16 protein-coding genes are annotated in these 17,848 nt (G+C 46.0%); 6 read left to right on the top strand and 10 right to left on the bottom strand.

The window, feature by feature from the left end:
* Positions 1-3: 3 nt before the first annotated feature.
* Positions 4-732, bottom strand: a complete 729-nt coding sequence (locus HQM11_02445; GenBank protein MBF0349858.1) for an SDR family NAD(P)-dependent oxidoreductase — start codon at positions 730-732, stop codon at positions 4-6.
* A gap of 71 nt (positions 733-803) precedes the next feature.
* On the opposite strand from HQM11_02445, the gene pdxA reads away from it, so the two are divergent.
* Positions 804-1,802 (top strand): 4-hydroxythreonine-4-phosphate dehydrogenase PdxA, encoded by a 999-nt coding sequence (pdxA, locus tag HQM11_02440; GenBank protein MBF0349857.1) that lies wholly within the window; start codon positions 804-806, stop codon positions 1,800-1,802.
* Here the strand turns inward: pdxA and HQM11_02435 are convergent.
* The gene (locus HQM11_02435; GenBank protein MBF0349856.1) at positions 1,753-3,543 is read right to left on the bottom strand and encodes a penicillin-binding protein 2; all 1,791 of its coding nucleotides are present in this window, start codon (positions 3,541-3,543) and stop codon (positions 1,753-1,755) included. The genes pdxA and HQM11_02435 overlap by 50 nt on opposite strands.
* A 366-nt stretch (positions 3,544-3,909) precedes the next feature.
* On the opposite strand from HQM11_02435, the gene HQM11_02430 reads away from it, so the two are divergent.
* From HQM11_02430 to HQM11_02420, 3 genes are all read left to right on the top strand, one after another.
* Entirely contained in the window at positions 3,910-4,839 is a 930-nt protein-coding gene (locus HQM11_02430) for a tyrosine-type recombinase/integrase (protein MBF0349855.1), read from the top strand.
* 137 nt (positions 4,840-4,976) lie between these two features.
* Positions 4,977-5,771: a ParA family protein gene (locus tag HQM11_02425; GenBank protein ID MBF0349854.1), complete on the top strand. Its 795-nt coding sequence runs from the start codon at positions 4,977-4,979 to the stop codon at positions 5,769-5,771.
* The gene (locus HQM11_02420) at positions 5,755-6,525 is read left to right on the top strand and encodes a hypothetical protein (GenBank protein MBF0349853.1); all 771 of its coding nucleotides are present in this window, start codon (positions 5,755-5,757) and stop codon (positions 6,523-6,525) included. The genes HQM11_02425 and HQM11_02420 overlap by 17 nt, the downstream gene beginning before the upstream one ends.
* On the opposite strand, the gene HQM11_02415 is transcribed toward HQM11_02420, so the two are convergent.
* The 6 genes from HQM11_02415 to recD all read right to left on the bottom strand — a co-directional run bounded on the left by HQM11_02415 (position 6,520) and on the right by recD (position 13,316).
* A complete protein-coding gene (locus tag HQM11_02415; protein MBF0349852.1) occupies positions 6,520-7,533 on the bottom strand; it encodes a DUF368 domain-containing protein in 1,014 nt (337 codons plus the stop codon). The genes HQM11_02420 and HQM11_02415 overlap by 6 nt on opposite strands.
* Before the next feature lie 97 nt (positions 7,534-7,630).
* Positions 7,631-8,053 (bottom strand): hypothetical protein, encoded by a 423-nt coding sequence (locus HQM11_02410; GenBank protein MBF0349851.1) that lies wholly within the window; start codon positions 8,051-8,053, stop codon positions 7,631-7,633.
* 125 nt (positions 8,054-8,178) lie between these two features.
* Complete coding sequence (locus tag HQM11_02405; protein ID MBF0349850.1) at positions 8,179-8,955, bottom strand: tryptophan synthase subunit alpha; 777 nt, start codon at positions 8,953-8,955, stop codon at positions 8,179-8,181.
* On the bottom strand, positions 8,946-10,187 hold the full coding sequence (trpB, locus tag HQM11_02400; protein ID MBF0349849.1) for a tryptophan synthase subunit beta: 1,242 nt from the start codon (positions 10,185-10,187) through the stop codon (positions 8,946-8,948). The genes HQM11_02405 and trpB overlap by 10 nt, the downstream gene beginning before the upstream one ends.
* Before the next feature lie 149 nt (positions 10,188-10,336).
* Complete coding sequence (locus HQM11_02395; GenBank protein MBF0349848.1) at positions 10,337-11,080, bottom strand: ankyrin repeat domain-containing protein; 744 nt, start codon at positions 11,078-11,080, stop codon at positions 10,337-10,339.
* A gap of 19 nt (positions 11,081-11,099) precedes the next feature.
* Positions 11,100-13,316, bottom strand: a complete 2,217-nt coding sequence (gene recD / locus HQM11_02390; GenBank protein ID MBF0349847.1) for an exodeoxyribonuclease V subunit alpha — start codon at positions 13,314-13,316, stop codon at positions 11,100-11,102.
* A gap of 117 nt (positions 13,317-13,433) precedes the next feature.
* On the opposite strand from recD, the gene HQM11_02385 reads away from it, so the two are divergent.
* A complete protein-coding gene (locus tag HQM11_02385; GenBank protein MBF0349846.1) occupies positions 13,434-13,928 on the top strand; it encodes a LytTR family transcriptional regulator in 495 nt (164 codons plus the stop codon).
* Positions 13,929-13,981: 53 nt separating this feature from the next.
* Here the strand turns inward: HQM11_02385 and HQM11_02380 are convergent, their stop codons facing one another.
* A complete protein-coding gene (locus HQM11_02380; protein ID MBF0349845.1) occupies positions 13,982-14,905 on the bottom strand; it encodes a response regulator in 924 nt (307 codons plus the stop codon).
* Positions 14,906-14,969: 64 nt separating this feature from the next.
* Positions 14,970-16,001, bottom strand: a complete 1,032-nt coding sequence (locus HQM11_02375) for an Mrp/NBP35 family ATP-binding protein (GenBank protein MBF0349844.1) — start codon at positions 15,999-16,001, stop codon at positions 14,970-14,972.
* Between the two features lie 103 nt (positions 16,002-16,104).
* Between HQM11_02375 and HQM11_02370 the strand changes: the two genes are divergently transcribed.
* The gene (locus HQM11_02370) at positions 16,105-17,691 is read left to right on the top strand and encodes a hypothetical protein (GenBank protein ID MBF0349843.1); all 1,587 of its coding nucleotides are present in this window, start codon (positions 16,105-16,107) and stop codon (positions 17,689-17,691) included.
* The last annotated feature ends 157 nt before the right edge of the window (positions 17,692-17,848 follow it).

Raw genomic sequence — 17,848 nt, 5'->3', positions numbered from 1 at the left:
TTGTCAAGACACCAGCCGTCCTCCATCCACGGGCATGATGGTACCAGTTACAAAATCCGCATGGAGCAGATAATCCACGGCCTGAACGATGTCAAGATCACTGCCGATGCGTTTTAGCAGGCTTTGTTCAATGGACATTCGGGTATCAATGGCGGAATCCGCAGGCGGGGGCAGTACCGTGCCAGGCGCGATACCATTCACCTGAATTTCAGGGGCCAGAGCTTTGGCCAGGCCTTTCGTCAGGCCATGAAGACCCGATTTGGTGGTGCAGTACGGCAGATAGGAAGGCCAGGGACGCTCTGCTGAAACATCAACCATATTGATGATTTTCCCAAACCCTTGCTTTTTCATGGCTGAAGCCGCTAATTGCGATACAAAAAACGGTGCTTTGAGGTTCAGGGAAAACAGTTGATCCCATTGTTCTTCGGTGACAGAAAATAGCGGTGTCGGGAAAAAATCCGCGGCATTGTTGATCAATACCGAGACAACGCCCATCTCGTTACTGATTTGTTCCATCATGTGTTCAATGGCACTCACCTGACATAGGTCGGCCTGAAACATGCGATGGTTTTGCGGATCTTTCATCTGAGACAAGGTTTGTTTTGCACCCGTTTCCGAGCGGTGGTAGTGTACGGCCACGTGCATGCCCTGTTCTGCCAGATAAATGGCAATGCTTTGCCCCAACCGGGTTCCTGCGCCTGTAACCAGCGCGATTTTATTGTTCAAATCCATGCTCAACTTTCTGTAAGGGACCGTGAGAAACATCATTCCCCGAAGATCGAATTTTCCGAGGATATTCAATCATGAAACATTCTTCATTCAGAACACTGGGTCTCACCATGGGCGATCCCAACGGTATTGGCCCTGAAATCATGCTCAAGGCCCTGTCAGCATTGTGGCCCTTGAAACATTGGAGTCCTGTCATTTTTGGCGACAGGGATGTGTTGGCACGGGTTTGCCAAAAACTCAACCTGTCCCTGAATTTTGTCGATCATCAGGAGCATCAACCGGAAGATCAAAGAATTCCTGTGGTGGATCTCTCTGTTGCTGAAAACCGTCAATGGCAACCTGGATTGATGTGTGCCTGGGGGGGAGAATCTTCATACCGGTTTTTGAAGCATGCGATCCAGTGGTGCCAGGACCGGAAAATTGATGCCATTGTCACTGCACCTCTTTGCAAAGAAGCACTCCATGCGGCAGGTCATCATTTCCCCGGACACACTGAAATGCTATCTTATTATACAAATAAGGCAACCCCCATTATGATGCTGGCGGTTGATCAATTTCGTGCGATTCATGTGACGACACATGCCCCTCTCAAGGATGCCATCGCATCGCTCACGCCAGATCTCATTGTGGAAACAATCCGGATTGGTCATGACGCGCTGGTGCGAATGGGAATCACATACCCCCGATTTGGAATTCCCGGACTCAATCCTCATGCCGGAGAAAACGGTTTGTTTGGAACCGAGGAACAGAAAATCATTATTCCTGCCATAGAACAGGCACGAAAATTGGGGATGCACTGTGTGGGACCGATTTCTCCTGACACTATTTTTCTCCGACACCGTGATGGCGAGTTCGACGCGGTGATCGCATTATACCATGACCAGGCGCATATTCCATTGAAGTTATGGGGTATGGATCGTGGCGTGAATGTGACGCTGGGATTGCCTGTGATCAGGACCTCGGTAGATCATGGAACCGCCTTTGATAAAGCCCCGTTGTTTCAGGCTGATTGTGGTTCCATGATCAGCGCGATCGAGTTGGCTCTCCAGTTGACAGGGGCTGATTCTGTGTAGTCATACCTGTCGGTAGCACATCCATCAGAACCAGACTTTTTTTTGCGATCTGGTGAAAAACAGGAGCCGCGACAATGCCGCCATAGGGCGATGTCCGGGGATGTTCCAGAACCACAAGAATGCTCAACACCGGAGAAGACGCCGGAACAAATCCACCAAAGAGCGCGATATGTTTTTCTCTGGAATAGCGGCCGGTTTTTTCATCAAAGACCTGACTGGTTCCTGTTTTTCCCGCAACCTGATATCCATTGATGGCGGCTTTGGGGGCTGTTCCCCCTTTTTCTGTCACAGCGACCATGAAATCTTTTACCATCTCGGCTGTTCTCTGACTGATCACACGATGTGGTTCCCGGGCACCAAACTGATACAATGTCCGGTTGTCCTTGTCCCTGATTTCTTTCAGAACTTCGTCATCCCTGTTTTTCACATAATCCGCCACATAAGGCGGAATCCAGATTCCTCCCGTCGCAAATACATTCAACGCACTGAGCAGTTGCAGAGGCGATACCAGAATACCATGCCCGAAAGAGATCGAGGCTTGATCGACCTCAGTCCATTTTTTTGGAGCCAGCAATTTGCCAGTGGCTTCACCAGAAACACCAATATTGGTTTTCATACCGAAATTGAACCGTTGCAGATATTGATGAAATTTTTCACGGGGAATCATCAACCCGATTTTTGCGGCACAGATATTTGAGGATTTCTGCATGATCTCCCGTAAATTCATTTTCGCGTGAGACGAGGTATCGTGGATGACAACATTGGCAATGCGGAACATGCCTTTTTCACAATAAAATTGCTGATCAGGCTGGATAATTCCTTCTTCAAGAGCTGCGGCCAAGGTGACAGGCTTGATGGTTGAACCCGGTTCATAACCAGCACTGACGGCGAGATTCAGGTAAAATGAGCTATGGTATTCCTGATAATTATTAGGGTCAAAGCCGGGATAGGTCGACATAGCGAGAATGGCGCCAGTCGCAGAATGCATTACGATGGCAATACCACGTTGCGCTTTGGCTTCTAGGACTCCCTGCTTGAGTGCTGTGTCGGCAAAAAATTGAATGGAACGGTCAAGGGTCAAATGCAGTGAATACTGATTGGGCAATCCTGAATCTTCAGGCTCTGAGGAGGGAATGGTTCGCCTGGTACCATCTTTTTCCACCACATACACCACTTTTTTTCCGTGCAGGATTTTGTTGTATTCATATTCAATTCCTCCCAATCCCTGTGAGTCAACACCAGTAATACCAATCAGTGACGCAGCCAGTTCCTGGGCAGGATAATAACGCCTGAATTCCTGCATCATTCCCAGTCCCTTGATGTTCATGTCTTCAATTTTTTCCGCAATCCCCGGATGCATCTGACGCTGGATCCATACAAACGATCGGTCCGAATCCAGTTTCTGCATCAATTCATGATTTGTCATGGAAAGCAACGGAGCCAATGATTTTGCGACAGCCCTCGGCGAATCAATGTTGCGGGGATTGGCAAACAATGAATTGACCGGGACAGAAACCGCCAGCATGTTGCCACGCCGGTCATAAATGGTTCCACGTTGTGCTTCGATCGCGATCGTCCGTTCATATTGTCTGCGCGCGCGTTCTTCATAAGCAGTATGCTGATAAATCTGCACATAAAATAAACGACCGATGATGACTACGAAGCCAAGTCCGATGATTCCCATGACAGAAAGCAGTCTGGATTGAAATGTAAGCAGGGTGAATGTGGTGAGTCGACTCATAACGCCTTCAGATGGGCACTTTAGATGGACGGATTTCCAGAAGCAACTTGCAGAGCTGTTTTCGCAACAATGCCATAAGGCGCACATGCCTGGTGCAGACGCCTGACTCTTTTACGGATAAATGCTTAGAGTGCTTGCTCGATCCAGATATTTTCAAGAGTAAAACTTGTGTGTGTTTTTGATAAAAATACCATGTTGAAGGATTGGCGAGAAATTTTCTGTATGAATAACTGTAGACATTCACCACCCTTGAGTAACGCAGACTCAAACAACAGGATTCAATTCCTCTGGAATATTTAATCATTCAACCTCGTTTTTCAAGATGGATTCGTTTGAAGCCCAAAGTATTATTCCCCAAAGAACCCTATGAAGCAATTAATCCACCAATTCATTGACCAACTGAAGCAGCAAAAATATTCAGCAAACAGCCTCAGCAATCACCAGCGAGATCTCAAACGGTTTGAAAAATGGCTGGGAGGATCAGATACCAAAGAAATCACCCTGTTTGACCTTCAGGTCCTCAAAAAAACCAACATTGAAGAGTATCTGACTGAAATGTCTGAAACCATGAAACCCCGAACGATTGCCCGCCACATTTCAACACTGAAATTGTTTTTTGATTTTCTGGAGAGTCAGGGACATATTGAGCATGCACCAACATATCTGATTGAATTTCCGGATTATCAGATGGAACTTCCCGAATTACTTTCATTTCAGGAAGTGGAAGCACTTCTCGAGTCCCCCCCACAAAGTCATTATCTGGGACTTCGGGATCGATCCATGTTGGAATTGGCATATTCGAGTGGATTGAAGGTCAACGAACTGCTCAATCTGAATGTGGAAGATCTGTTTCTGGATCTGGAATTTGTCAAAATCAGAGGTAAGCGACATCGAATGGTGCCTATCACCCGAAAGGCGATTGAGATGCTCCATGAGTATCTCGCACAGGCTAGGGAAAACCGATTGCTCAACAAGGAAGATCCCTGTCTGTTTCCCGGACGCAACGGAACCCGGATGAGCCGGATGGGCTATTGGGCAATGATCACCAAACACGCCCGGCGGATTGGTATCACCAGGCCCATCAACGCAAGGGTGATCCGTCATTCCTTTGCGGCGCATCTCATCCAGAATGGAATGGACCTCGATCATGTCATGACCTTGATGGGTTATGTCGACATGGATGCCATGCTGCGTTATGCGCATATCAATCGACCGGATTATTTTGAGGTCTATTTGAAGGCTCATCCCAGAGGTCGATCCCGAAACGATCAAAATGATCCGGAATCTGTGGAATGAAAGAGACTTGTATTATCTGGTAAACTGTTTATATTGCGAAAAATTTATTATTGCTTTTTACAAAAAATAATCTGCATATTCAATCCATTGCAATGAATCCGCATTATTCCCTCCCCCTATATTGAAAGAGACACCAAGTGACTGTAAGAATTGCTATCATGTCGATGAAAGGCGGCCAGGCAAAAACAGGACTCGCGATCAATCTGGCGGCCCGAATTGCCAAGGCCAAACGAGAAGTCCTGCTGATTGATTCTGATGTCCAGGCCAATGTGACCACCGTGTTTCAACGGGATCATGTTTGCAATCTGGCCAATGTTGTTCTGGGACGTGTCAAAAAATTTGATTTTCTGGAATTAGGTCCCTATTTTTCATTTCTGCCTTCCGGAGGAAAACTCATGGTGGAAGCAGGAAGGTACATCAGCAATTCCAGATTTCGCGAAACGATTGTCAGGAATAGTCTGGAACCGCTGAACCAGAATATCATCATCATTGATTGCGCCCCAAGCTGGAGTGAAGTCAATGAAAATATCCTGATGTATGTGGACTATGTGATCATTCCTGTTGTGACGGATTATCTGGGATACAGCGGTTGTGACCAGGTGATGACCTACATAGAGGAACTCAAACGGGAATCCCGGGGACAGTGCCATGTCGATGTGTTGGGGATTGCCATCACTCGCTATAATTCCAGAACAAACATATCCAGAACCATTGTGCAGGGTTTGCAGGAACACTGGTCGGATTTACTGTTTCAAAACGTCATTGAAGAATCAGTGTCGATACAGGAGGCTCCAGCATTTCATCAAAGTATCTTTGATTACAAGGAAGGAAAAACCAAAGGTGCGTTGATGTATGATGCCCTTTGCCGGGAGATCCTGAAACGCATCAGCGAAAAACAACTGGAAAGGAGCGATAATGGCCCGGTCTCTTAAATTCAATTTACTATCGCAATCCCAGATTCCCAAGGAAGGAAAACTGGATGTTGATGCATCAAAAGCATTGGCCGTGGGAGGGAGAAAAATTGATTTTTATGTGCCACTCCTTGAAGACATGGAAGAGGGCATCACGACAGCCCGGGAAAATGCCAAGGTCCAGGAAGTAGTCGACAAAATCAATCAATATATTGAAAACATTGCGGATGATTTTCTGTTATTGGGACTTCATCTGATTGCGTTGCATCGGGCTCTCAAAAATTCAGGACTGACTATTGATCAAATCAAATCGTGGTATGCGGAAAATATCAACATGCCTTATTCTTCAGCGATGCAGTGTAAAAAAGTTGCTGAAGTTTATGGCACGAATCCTGATTTGATCAATCGCTATACCGCCTCAGGGGCCTACCTGCTGAGTAGTCTGAAAACTCCGGAAGAACGTGAAGCTGTCTGGTCTGAAGCCAAAGGCGACAAACCCTCTGCGACGGTTCGTGACATTCGGGAAGCTCTTAAAAAGAAACGGGACCGTCTGCCTGTGGTTGAAACAGAAAATGAAGAGGATGAAGAGGAACTTGAAGATCTTCCAGTGGCATACCGTATGAATGAAGCCCAGATTCATGAAGCCTATATCCGGTTGACAGGTTATGCGGAAGATCTGGTGCAGTGTGCGGATCCTGAAGAGCAAATTGAAATGAGGCAGGCACTGGTGAAAGCCACACAGGATCTACTTGAAAAAATATCTGAAACCTTATGATTGTGCTGGTTTCTGGCGAGACCATCGTTCCAGTGCCAGAACAAGAACCAGGCCTGCCAGCATGATACCAATGGCCAGCATGAGTTGTGAATCTAACGCTGGTAACACATTTTCCTCCCGAATCACATATTCCTTCCCCCGAATGATCTGTGTTTCCAGAACTTCTTTCCAGGGCCAGACTTTTCGCATGGCGCCAATCATGAATCCTGTCAACACGGCCATTGTGATCGTATAATAGCGTTTGAGCGCATAATCCAGAACCCTGGAAAAACCTAGAAGTCCGACAACACAACCCCCGGCGAAAATCACCATGATTGTCAGGTTTTCCGGAATCAGTGGATTTTTGACCGCGCTGGTTACAAATTCATATTTTCCAAGAATGAGTAAAATGAATGACCCGCTGATACCGGGCAGAATCATGGCACAAATCGCGATCATTCCGCTCAGGAACAGAAACCACCAGGTTTCCGGTGTTTGAACGGGAATCATGCCGACGATCAAATAAGCCGCAAGAGTCCCCATAAAAATATTGAGGATATTCGGAGCATTCCATTCAGAAATTTCCCGGCCAACAATAAAAATGGAGGCACTGATCAGTCCAAAAAACAAGGACCAGGTGGGGATCGGGTGATATTGAAGCAGATAGTGCATGAGTCGGGCGGTGCTGATCACCGCACCAAGAATTCCAACAAACAGTGGAATCAAAAACCTGAAGTGAATCAGAGCCAGCGATTCCTTGAGTTCGAACTTCAATAATTTTTTCAACACCTCCAGATTGATGGAATCAATGGCTTGAAGGAGTTGGTGATAAATGCCGGTGATGAAGGCAATTGTTCCGCCAGAAACGCCGGGAATGATATCCGCGGTTCCCATGCAGATTCCTTTAATCATCAGTAGCATCGTCTGCCCGGGGGTTTCTGGTCCGGGTCCAGACATCCAGACATCTTTCCAGGTATTGATTGAAGAAACAGAGGTTGAGGTTGTGCTGTTTGAAGGCTGCGATGTCATAAATCTCGGAGAAAAATTGTAAGCTCCGGAAAAAAAGTTGATTCCGGAGCTGAATAGGGATCATCAGGGAAGGCATTTTTTAAGTGAGCACAGTGGATCAGATCAGATAACCTGTGGCACAATCTTCCATATAAAAATGTTTTTCATAAGAAAGTTCTATATCAGCCATGAACTCCTTATAAAACGATTCTTCACGTAATTTTTGTGCCAGGCTGGCACAAAACGCCCGTAATTTCAAAGGAGAACTACAACAACCGCGAATGTACTGATTGACAAAAATCTGGAGTTCCCAAAGAAATTCTTCACGAGAAAGTTCCAACAACAACGAATCACCCGCACGTTGAATGAACAATTGAATGGTGAAACGATCGACCATGTTGAAAAAATCTTTTCCCAGGACATTGACCGATGTGATCTCCTCCTGGTCCAATCGTGCTTCCAGATTTTCGTAAAAAGAACGGTAAACAAAGCCTTCTTCCGCAATATCGTTCATTTTGTTGATAAAAGTCTCTTTATACATAACCACCCCGGACAATCAGTTCTTAAAAAAAAAGAAATTAGACAATGGAACGATGAAATGCAAAGAGTGTGACAAAGGCACAGACCAAACATTTTCCGTTGAATTTTTCTTTTTCCGGGAAGGGATTACAAACGGGCTTGAGCAAGGCGGCGCAAGTGTTTTTCATAGCCGGCTTCTCCTTCCTGCTCCCAGGTTTTAAGCAGGGCTGTTCCTACAATGCCGATTTCCACTTTTCCCTGAAGCATGACAATATCTTCCGGTTCAGACAGTCCAAATCCCAGAGCCAGGGGCAGATCAGAATGTTTTCTACAGCGGTTAATAAAATTTTGAACATCCTGGTCCAGACGGGTGCTGGTGCCTGTGACACCTTTGCGGGCGACACAATAGACAAACCCCTGTCCCTGACTGAAGATTTCATGCAACCGGGATTCGGTGTTGGTTGGGGTCGTCAACAAAACAGGATTTTGGGAGCAGGCCCGGCTGTGATCCAACAAATCTCCATATTCTTCAAGTGGAAGATCCGCGATGATATAGCCCTTTGCTCCGTTTTCTTCGAGACGTTGACAAAACTGCTGGTGTCCCAGCGCAAAAACCGTGTTGTAATAGCCCATCATCAGCACAGGAAAACTGAATTTTCGGGTCACTTCCCGCATGAATGAAAAGTAGGCATCAACCGTGATACCCTGTGCCAAGGCTTCCTGATTGGCTTTGACAAACAGGGGGCCATCGGCCATTGGTTCACTGAAGGGCATTTGCAGTTCCACCAGATCCACATCAGCCGCCTGCATTTTTGCGAGCATGGACCAGTTTGCTTCCAGCGAAGGATAACCGACCACCGCATGGGTCATCAGCAGAATTTTTTTGTGTTTGAGTCGTTCGTGAATATAAGGTGTCAATTGCATAATTTTTCAACCTTTTGTTTAAGAAATGTGTTCCAGTTTTCATCACCCAACGCTTCTGCCATGTTAAAAATATCCTTATCGCCTCTTCCGGAAAGATTGAGCAGAACGATCTCATCTTTTTTCATTCCAGGTGATTCCCGGAGAAGACCAGCCAACCCATGACTGCTTTCCAGCGCTGGAATGATGCCTTCCTTGCGAATCAGCAACCGGGCCGCATCGACTACTTCCTTATCGGTCGCAGACTCAAACCGGACGCGTCCCTGGTCGGCCAGATAACTGAGTATGGGGCTGATCCCGATATAATCGAGACCTGCCGCAATCGAATGGGTGTGTTGCATCTGACCATCCTGATTCTGGAGAAAATAGGTTTTGTAGCCTTGTGCAACCCCCACAGTTCCTGATGCCAGTCTGGCCGCATGGTGTCCTGTTTCAATCCCCAGTCCTCCGGCTTCAACCCCCACCAGTTCTACGTGTTGATCCTGTAAAAACGGCAAAAACATACCACTTGCATTGGAACCTCCACCGACGCAGGCATAAATCCGGTCAGGCAGTCGACCTGCCAAAACCTGCATCTGTTTTCTGCTTTCCTGACCAATCACGGACTGAAACCAGGCCACCATTTGTGGAAAGGGATGGGGGCCACAAACCGTTCCCATGACATAATGGGTTGTATCCATGGAGGCGGCCCAGTCTCTCAGACAGGCATTGATAGCATCTTTCAGGGTTGCGGTTCCATCTGTCACCGCAATGACTTCCGCGCCAAGCTGTTCCATCCAGAATACATTGGGACGCTGTCGTTCAACATCCACGGCACCCATATAAATCGTACACTGCAATCCCAGTCGTGCGGCCATGGTAGCGGTTGCGACACCATGCTGCCCGGCACCGGTTTCAGCGATGACTCTGCGTTTTCCCATGCGTTGGACCAGCAATCCTTGTCCCATCACATTATTGGCTTTATGAGCTCCGGTGTGATTCAGATCTTCACGTTTACAGAAAATCTGTGCTCCTCCCAGATGTCGGGAAAGATTTTCAAGCGGGGTAATGGGTGTGGGACGACAGGAATAGGTTTGCATCACATGCAGATATTGCGGCCAGAATTGCGGATCATTCCTGGCTTTTTCAAACTCCAGGATTAATTCATCAAACGTGGTTCTGAGAATTTCAGGAACAAACATTCCACCATATTCTCCGTAATAACCGGGTTTCTCAAAATCAAAGATATCTTTCATGAGGTAATCATTAAAAAGGTGAATCAAAAAAGGATTTGAAGCATTGGTGATATTCGTGAAGCGGAAAAAAGATTTCAGGAGTTTCCACACGCTGGCGTAGGGGAACCAGCGGTTTTAGACATTGCTTTATAATTTCTTAACGCAAACAATCAGGGTTCTTCAATAACGCTGTCAGTATCCAGTGGAATAAAGTCACTTTGGTCGGTCTCAATTTTCGCGCCACTCTTGATCAGCAAAGCGACCACATTGGAAAACCCATTCATTGCGGCGGCGGCCAGCGGAGTAAAACCTTCCTTGCTCTGAGCATTGATGTTTGCTCCCGCGTCCAGCAAGGTTTGTATGATGGCTTTGTTTCCTTCAAAACAGGCTGTAATCAGCGCCGTTTCGCCATTGCGGTTGGTCGCGTCAATATTCGCCTTATTTCTGAGCAGTCGGCGGATGATGGGCAAATTTCCTTCCAGCGCCGCAATGCTCAACGCTGTTTCGTCCCGGTTGCCTTTGGAATTCACATTCGCACCGTTGGCCAGCAGAATATCCACAATGTCAACATCCCCATACCGGATAGCCCACATGAGCGGTGTCAAGCCCTGGTTGTCTGTTATTTCAATGTTTGCCTTGTGATCCAAAATCAACTGGATGAGTTCCAGTTTTCCCGTTGGAATCGCCAGCATTAACAATGACGCGCCATCGGCATTCTGCTGATTGATATCGGTTTCTTTGGTGATCATTTGACCAGCTTTCGCCACATCGCCTCCCTGAATGGCCACCATGAGCGGTGTCAACTGTGCCCTACAGGGGGAACTCCAGAGAACGAGCAGGATTCCGACTACAGGCAGGAAATTCAGCGATATTTGGGGGAGATATAACTTATGGGAGCGTATTTGGCGGTTCATAATTCAGCACACAATAAATTCAGGGGATGACCGATAATGCCAGCGCCTGGCTCAGTCCGGAATAACGGATGGTGGTTTGTGTCAAGGTTTTGCCCAAAACAGACCGTGATCCCAGAATCAGCACAGATTGTTTGGCTCTGGTGATCGCCGTATAAATCAGTTCCTTGCTCAACAAATCTTCCACCTGCAAGGCTCCATCGGTGTCCATGACAGGTAATACAATCGCGACATGGTTGTATTCTGACCCCTGACTTTTATGGACAGTGATGGCGTATGATAGCTGAATCTGTTTTAATTGGTAGTCATAAAATGTATGAAATTTTCCTTCAATCTGAAAAAGTGCCTTCAATTCTGTCTGGCCTGACACAGGATTGTGAAACTTCAAAAAGATCCCCTGATCTCCATTGAACAACGAATTCGCATAATCATTTTCCATGACCATGACCGGGGCGCCCGCGAAATACGCCAGAGGATCAGGAGATCCCAGTTGAAAAAACTGGAAAAAATACCGTTTCATAGACTGATTGAGAAACTCTACGCCTGTGGGGGAGATACGTGTGAAGGCCAAAATTTTAAACGTCTGGAAAAATTCAAACACTTTTTCAAATTCGAGAGCGTATTGTTGCAGTTCGTCAAGATTATAAACGGTTTGAATCGTTTGCTGAATGAAAGTCCCTTTAAAAAAACGGTCAAACCAGTTTCTGACAAACAGGTGCAGTTTTTCAGGTGTATTGGCTTGCTCCAGATAAGAAATACCCGGCTGAACCGGATCCTCATTGTCCATGTTTTTGATCAGGTGAAGTCCTGTCTCAGGATGCGTATCCTCAATCAAACTCAGGGCGTCTTCCATTGTCTTGAGGGGATGAATCCTGCGTGAAATTTCAAGAATATGACGGCCTCCGGGATCAGAACTCTTTTGACGGTAACTTTCGGTGAGACGCATGGCTCTGCCACTCATGGCGTGAGGAACGCTACTGACATTGTCGCTGAGAAATTCAGTCAATTCGGGTGCTATGTTTTTAATGAACCGCTGACAGAGTTCCGGCATGGACAGTGTTTCCGGAATTAGATCCTTCAAAACAGCGCCTGCTCCCACCGAAGGTAGTTGCTGACTATCACCAATGAGCACCAAACGGGGAACATGAGCCTGATAAGGCAAGTTGGAATGAAGGGCCTTCATGAGATGAGTCATCAGAAACAGATCAATCATTGAGGACTCATCCACAATCACCACATCATATTCCAGAGGATTGTATTCATGAAAAGTATAGGTGCCTGAGTGCGGACGGTAACCAAGCAAACGATGCAAGGTGCGGGATTGCGGAATTAAATCCAGCAATGCATGATCTTGTTCGGACATGGACGAGATATTTTGCAGTCCGGATCGAAGCGATTCCGCCATGCGTTTGGCGGCTCTGCCGGTTGGTGCACCCAAACCAATGCGCTGTGCCATTCCCAACTGATGCAGCACCCGTAAGAGACTGAGAATCACAGACGTTTTCCCTGTTCCCGGCCCACCTGAGATGATCGTGAGTGGTGATTGCAGAACCAGCAGCACCCCACACAATTGCCGGGGCGATAATTTGAGCGGATGATTGCCGATCATGACCGGATGCTCGACAAACACAGCCTGCAATGCCTGTTTGATTCGTGCTACGTCCGGAATCTGTAATTCCATGTCCAGACGTTTTTTGAGAAGACGCTGAAAGTGGCTTTCATGGATGTAATACTGATGCAAATAGACCAGACGCTGGTCCTCACTCAGAATGAGAGGCGCGAAATCTTCAAACATTCCAACCAGCGGCGTGTATTGAGGAGATAGAATCTGCAACAGAAATTCAGGGTTGTAGTCAACATCGCCCGGCTTTATCTGACTTAAAATATCACCAGCTTTTTCAAGCAGATCCTCGGTCAGAATGCAGGTGCTGCCCTTCATGATTTCCAACCGACAAAGCAGTGTCATGGTCAATAACGCCATAGCCGAAGGCGTCTCAAATTCCTGCACGGTCGAGCGTATCAGTTGGCACACCTGGAAAAAATGAACAGACTCTACACGTTTTCGTAAAAATAGTTCCTGTAAAGCCGTTATCCATGGCGAAGCCTCCAGACGCAGATCCCCGGGAAACTCAAGATCAGCATACAATTGCTGAAAACGTAGTCTGGCCGAACCGGAATCACTCCATTTTTCCAGGGAATGGTGGCTTGTTTCAGCATTTTGAGTCCATGGTGATTTCATATAATTTTACAAACTGCTCTTGTGTTTTTTGAAATAATAAGTCTTACAAAGGATAACGCATGTCCGGATTTCCAGGCACTGGGAAATGATTTATCCAACGCATATTCAGGGGTTGTTATGACAAATAAGGTACCGATCGACGATGCACGAATTCTAAGAAAAATTATTGAGGGCATTGACATGATATTCAATGTGGATACGGCAAACCACGGTCCACTGAGTGAAGCTGAAGAAAAAGCAAAAGTGGATTCAGGACTGATGATGCGGCAAATGATGGCCTTGAATAAAATTGAGCTATTGATCGACCGGATTTTATATATCTATGCGGAATCACCCTATTGCAGGATTTTTTTTGAATCCCAGAATGATTTTGAAATGGACCTCAGGCTCCCGATTCACGCACTGGTAGAAAATTTTCGTCCGGAAGAATTATTGCGTATCCATCGCTCGTATGTCATCAATCCCAAAAAAGTTCTGTGTGTGGATAAGAAGAATCCAAGAGATTATGAAGTGTGGCTGAAAAATGGTCCAAAAAACACCGCGCAAATCCCCCTGGGTCGGTCCTACATGCCCGATGTTCAGAAACGCTACCCCAAATGGTTCACCAGTTGATTGCACTGTAGAACCTCACGTATCAGAAAAATGGCACGTTACGGTGCCATGGTCTATTCTTCCTGAGGTAAAAACGTCATATAGACACAGTTCCCCTTGCGATTATATTCCAACCTGTCGGCCATTCCCTTGAGCATGATCAATCCTCTGCCATAAGCCTGATAAATATCATCCGATGTGATCTTGGACAGCACAGATTCATGATCAAATCCGGTCCCTTCATCCTGAACAGAGATTTTGACATCCTGTGCCCGCTGTATGTGGACATGGACTTTGATTTGTCGTTCATTATAGGGCGAGATATGCCGCCTCCGTTGAATTTCCTGTTGCCATAACAGGAATTGACCATCTTTTTTAAATTCAGCGCTACCCATTTCCAGATTGCCATGAGCGATCGCGTTGATCAGTGTTTCTTCCATGCCAAAGTGAACCCGGAATGTGATTTGTTCGCTGATAAGATGTTTTTCACAACGTCCCAGAATGTATTTGATCACCTGAGGAATGACATCAGGATCATTATCCAGTATCAGCGTAAAACTTTCTGCTTCCATCAGGGACTGTACATGTTCGAATTCAACACGCTGGGTTTCCAGTTCCCGTTGGAGTTTTATCTGACTCTGCACAGTTTTCAGATAGGCGTACAGTTCATCTTTTTTCAAAGGTTTTCGAAAAAAACTGATTCCCAGTTTCATCAGACTGATCATCAACTCCACGTTTTCCACACTGGAGACCATCATCACAGGAAATCCCGGATAGTCCTTGTGTAATTGAGAAGCCAGTTCCAATCCTGTCATAACCGGCATTTCCTGGTCTGTCATGACCAGATCAAACGGTTTGTCCGAGTTCAGGGCCTGTTGAAAGAGTTCCAGGGCACGCTGTCCGTTTTCAGCGGTTTCCACTGTATGGCGCCCCTCAATGAGAAGTTCGGAGTGAATGTTACAAATAAGAGGCTGATCATCAACAACAAGAATATGCATGGCCGATACATTCGTAAAATATGAGAACACTCATACGCAGGTTTTTGAAACAGGACAAACTGGACTAAGAGGCTAGAATTTCCCGTGAAACAGGTGCGACTTCCGCAATATGACGAGCAAGTTGAAAAAAAATCTCACTGATCGGATGACTTGCGTCATGCAAGACCAGGGGGATTCCCTCATCACTGGTTTGACTGACAATTTTATGCAATGGAATTTTCAGATAGCATGGGACTTCTGTCCTCAGGTTTTCTTTGGACGCAATAAACGGATGGTTTTCCATACCACAATGCTCACAAATCATCCCACTCATGTTTTCCATGATCGCCAGGATCGGGGTTTTATGTTCCTGATAAAGATCTATCGCCCGGCGAACATCTCCCAGGACCACCTCTTGCGGAGTGGATACCATCACGATTCCCCGCGTCTTGATTTTATGGGCAATGGTCAACTGAATATCCCCTGTTCCCGGCGGCAGATCAATGATGAGATAATCCAGATTACCCCACAACGTTTTTTGAATAAACTGAATCAGGGTCCCGCTGGCCATGGAACCTCTCCAGGCCATGGCTTTAGCCGGAGGAACCAGCATGCCGATGGACATGACTTTCAGGTTGTGAGCTTCTACAGGAAGCAGATATTCTTCAGGCAGCACTTCGGGTTTGCTGGTAATACCCAGCATGGCAGGAAGACTCGGACCATAGATATCCGCGTCAATCAAACCAACCTTGAATCCCTGATGGCTCAAGGCCGCGGCCAGATTCACCGCTACTGTTGATTTTCCGACACCACCTTTGCCACTGCCAACCAGGATGGTTTGTTTTACGGCTGAAATGCCTTCAACGGTGACATAAATGTGACGCACATCCAGGTGGATTTTCTGAAATCCCAGTGGCTTCATGACCTTCAGGCAATCTTCACGAAATTGCATGATTGCGTCCGTATCATCGGAAACAAGATGGATTTCAAGAAACAGTTCATTGTCCTGAATATAGCATTTCCGGACCAGATTGAGCGAGACGATATTCCATTTGAGTTTTGGCTCAATCAATGTAGTTAATGCCGCAATTATTTTTTGTTCCAAGCCTTCAGACATAAGTTTTTTCAATGGTTGCTAAAAAATATGAGGGATGACAGTTTTGCTTGTTTTTAAGGATGTTGCTCATGTTCTACAAGTTTTTTTTGAAGAAGGTTAATGAATGACAGAATCTCATCCTCCTGTTGAGGCCACTACCATTATTCCTGTGGATTCAAACGGATTACAGGATATTTTAACTTTGGCAGGTCAGGGTACGCCTCCGGCTGAAACGCATGAAGCCTGGCAAAAAGTGGAACAGCAGATCCATTTGTTTTCCCTTAAAAAAGATATATTGGATCTGAACGCCATTTTTCGTGATATTCTGCTCCTTCAAATTCTGGTACACCCGATTGTTGAAGATCGAAACAAACCCTTGATCAAAGAAGAACGAACTGAATTTGAAACATGTTGCCAACAGATGAAGGGTGACATCGCAAATCTGAAACAACTCGTGTCTCTCTTAAAAAAAAATGTCCCTTTACAGACTGAATCGTTGGACGCCTGCCTGAATGCCCAAATGTGGTTGATGAACACACAAAAAACCCTGTGGGAACGGTTTCAAACCGATTGGGCCAGCTATGAACAGCAATATCAGCTCTACAGACAGGCAAAGACGCGTGGATCTTCGCTAGATCCTAATGAAACCGGCAATAGTGATATTGAACTCCTTGAACCCCAACCCCCTGTATTCAACCGTAATCAATGGTATGCGGCAGGTTATGCCCGTGTCATCCTGAATGCGCACCTGGAAAGACAAACAGGAGCCCCTGTCGATCAAGCGCAAGCCATCATGCCGTTGTTGGTAGAAGGTGTTCGGCATCTTTATTTTGCCACTGAAGGGTTTGAGTTGTTGAACAAAGTTAAAATCATACAGCGCAGAAACATGCAGTTGGTTCAACAGCTTCAGCAGTTTTACACGCTGGAACCTATCATTCAGAAAAAAACCGTTCATTCTCCAAAACCGCAAAAAATAGCCACTCCCGGAAAACCCAAACCGTCAAAACCAGTTGACGTAAAAAAATGGATCCTTGGCATCTTGTCCATGTTGTTTTTATTGATACTTCTGCTGTTTTTCACATTTCTACTGCGTCCTGACACTGAAGAGAAAATTTTGCGCGGAAAGGGCACTGATCTGGCGTTGAAACCTGAAAACGATACCCTGAGTTTTCCAACCAAAGTCATGGTCAGTGACAAACAGAAACAAGAAGCCGAGGAACTTGGAAAAATCATTCTCAGTCACCAGTCCAATATCAAGGTTATCCCCTGGAACAGTGAACTCCAGGAACTTGCACAACAATCGGCTGAAGTGTCTGAGGATATGGTGCGTAAACTTCAGGCCCAGTTCGGGAGTATTCCTTTTGCCTTTTCCCAGGAGGCCGAAGCTGTCGTATTCTGGAAAAATAAATTTCTTAAATTGAGCAAACAGCAACTGAAGGCCATGCTTGAAAATGTAACGGAAGATTTCGACAGACTCATGACATTGACCCGTGAAATCGGCAGCTATATCACAGGCTATAAAGTTGCTCTTGTGGCAGATTTTGTCAATGGTGTGCCTGGCTATTCACTGGTGTTTCAGGATCCTCAAAACAATGAAACAGGACGCATTTCCCTGAATCAGGGAGAAATGGATCTGGAATGGAAAAATGCTCATTATCGGATCCAGGACGCACGTCAACTGGTAGATATCATTCAACAGTCCGGACAATGATTTTTGTTTTGTACCCCTTGTGTTTCTCTGATGGTTATTGCTATGTAAACTCTTACTGATCTTTTTAACCCATGTTATTCCCTTCCGGTTTCCACGCAGTGAAAAAGCCGTAGTGAGTAAGGTGCGTTTTTAAGAACCATTATTTTCATTTTAACAA

Source organism: SAR324 cluster bacterium, assembly GCA_015232315.1.
Lineage (GTDB): Bacteria > SAR324 > SAR324 > SAR324 > NAC60-12 > JADFZZ01.
This window is presented reverse-complemented; position numbering and strand designations above follow the sequence as displayed.

Excerpts from the sequence above, each read along its gene's own strand:
- HQM11_02445 (MBF0349858.1), bottom strand. The coding sequence starts at position 732 with ATGGATTTGAACAATAAAATCGCGCTGGTTACAGGCGCAGGAACCCGG.
- pdxA (MBF0349857.1), top strand. The coding sequence starts at position 804 with ATGAAACATTCTTCATTCAGAACACTGGGTCTCACCATGGGCGATCCC.
- HQM11_02435 (MBF0349856.1), bottom strand. The coding sequence starts at position 3,543 with ATGAGTCGACTCACCACATTCACCCTGCTTACATTTCAATCCAGACTG.
- HQM11_02430 (MBF0349855.1), top strand. The coding sequence starts at position 3,910 with ATGAAGCAATTAATCCACCAATTCATTGACCAACTGAAGCAGCAAAAA.
- HQM11_02420 (MBF0349853.1), top strand. The coding sequence starts at position 5,755 with ATGGCCCGGTCTCTTAAATTCAATTTACTATCGCAATCCCAGATTCCC.
- HQM11_02415 (MBF0349852.1), bottom strand. The coding sequence starts at position 7,533 with ATGACATCGCAGCCTTCAAACAGCACAACCTCAACCTCTGTTTCTTCA.
- HQM11_02410 (MBF0349851.1), bottom strand. The coding sequence starts at position 8,053 with ATGTATAAAGAGACTTTTATCAACAAAATGAACGATATTGCGGAAGAA.
- HQM11_02405 (MBF0349850.1), bottom strand. The coding sequence starts at position 8,955 with ATGCAATTGACACCTTATATTCACGAACGACTCAAACACAAAAAAATT.
- trpB (MBF0349849.1), bottom strand. The coding sequence starts at position 10,187 with ATGAAAGATATCTTTGATTTTGAGAAACCCGGTTATTACGGAGAATAT.
- HQM11_02395 (MBF0349848.1), bottom strand. The coding sequence starts at position 11,080 with ATGAACCGCCAAATACGCTCCCATAAGTTATATCTCCCCCAAATATCG.
- recD (MBF0349847.1), bottom strand. The coding sequence starts at position 13,316 with ATGAAATCACCATGGACTCAAAATGCTGAAACAAGCCACCATTCCCTG.
- HQM11_02385 (MBF0349846.1), top strand. The coding sequence starts at position 13,434 with ATGACAAATAAGGTACCGATCGACGATGCACGAATTCTAAGAAAAATT.
- HQM11_02380 (MBF0349845.1), bottom strand. The coding sequence starts at position 14,905 with ATGCATATTCTTGTTGTTGATGATCAGCCTCTTATTTGTAACATTCAC.
- HQM11_02375 (MBF0349844.1), bottom strand. The coding sequence starts at position 16,001 with ATGTCTGAAGGCTTGGAACAAAAAATAATTGCGGCATTAACTACATTG.
- HQM11_02370 (MBF0349843.1), top strand. The coding sequence starts at position 16,105 with ATGACAGAATCTCATCCTCCTGTTGAGGCCACTACCATTATTCCTGTG.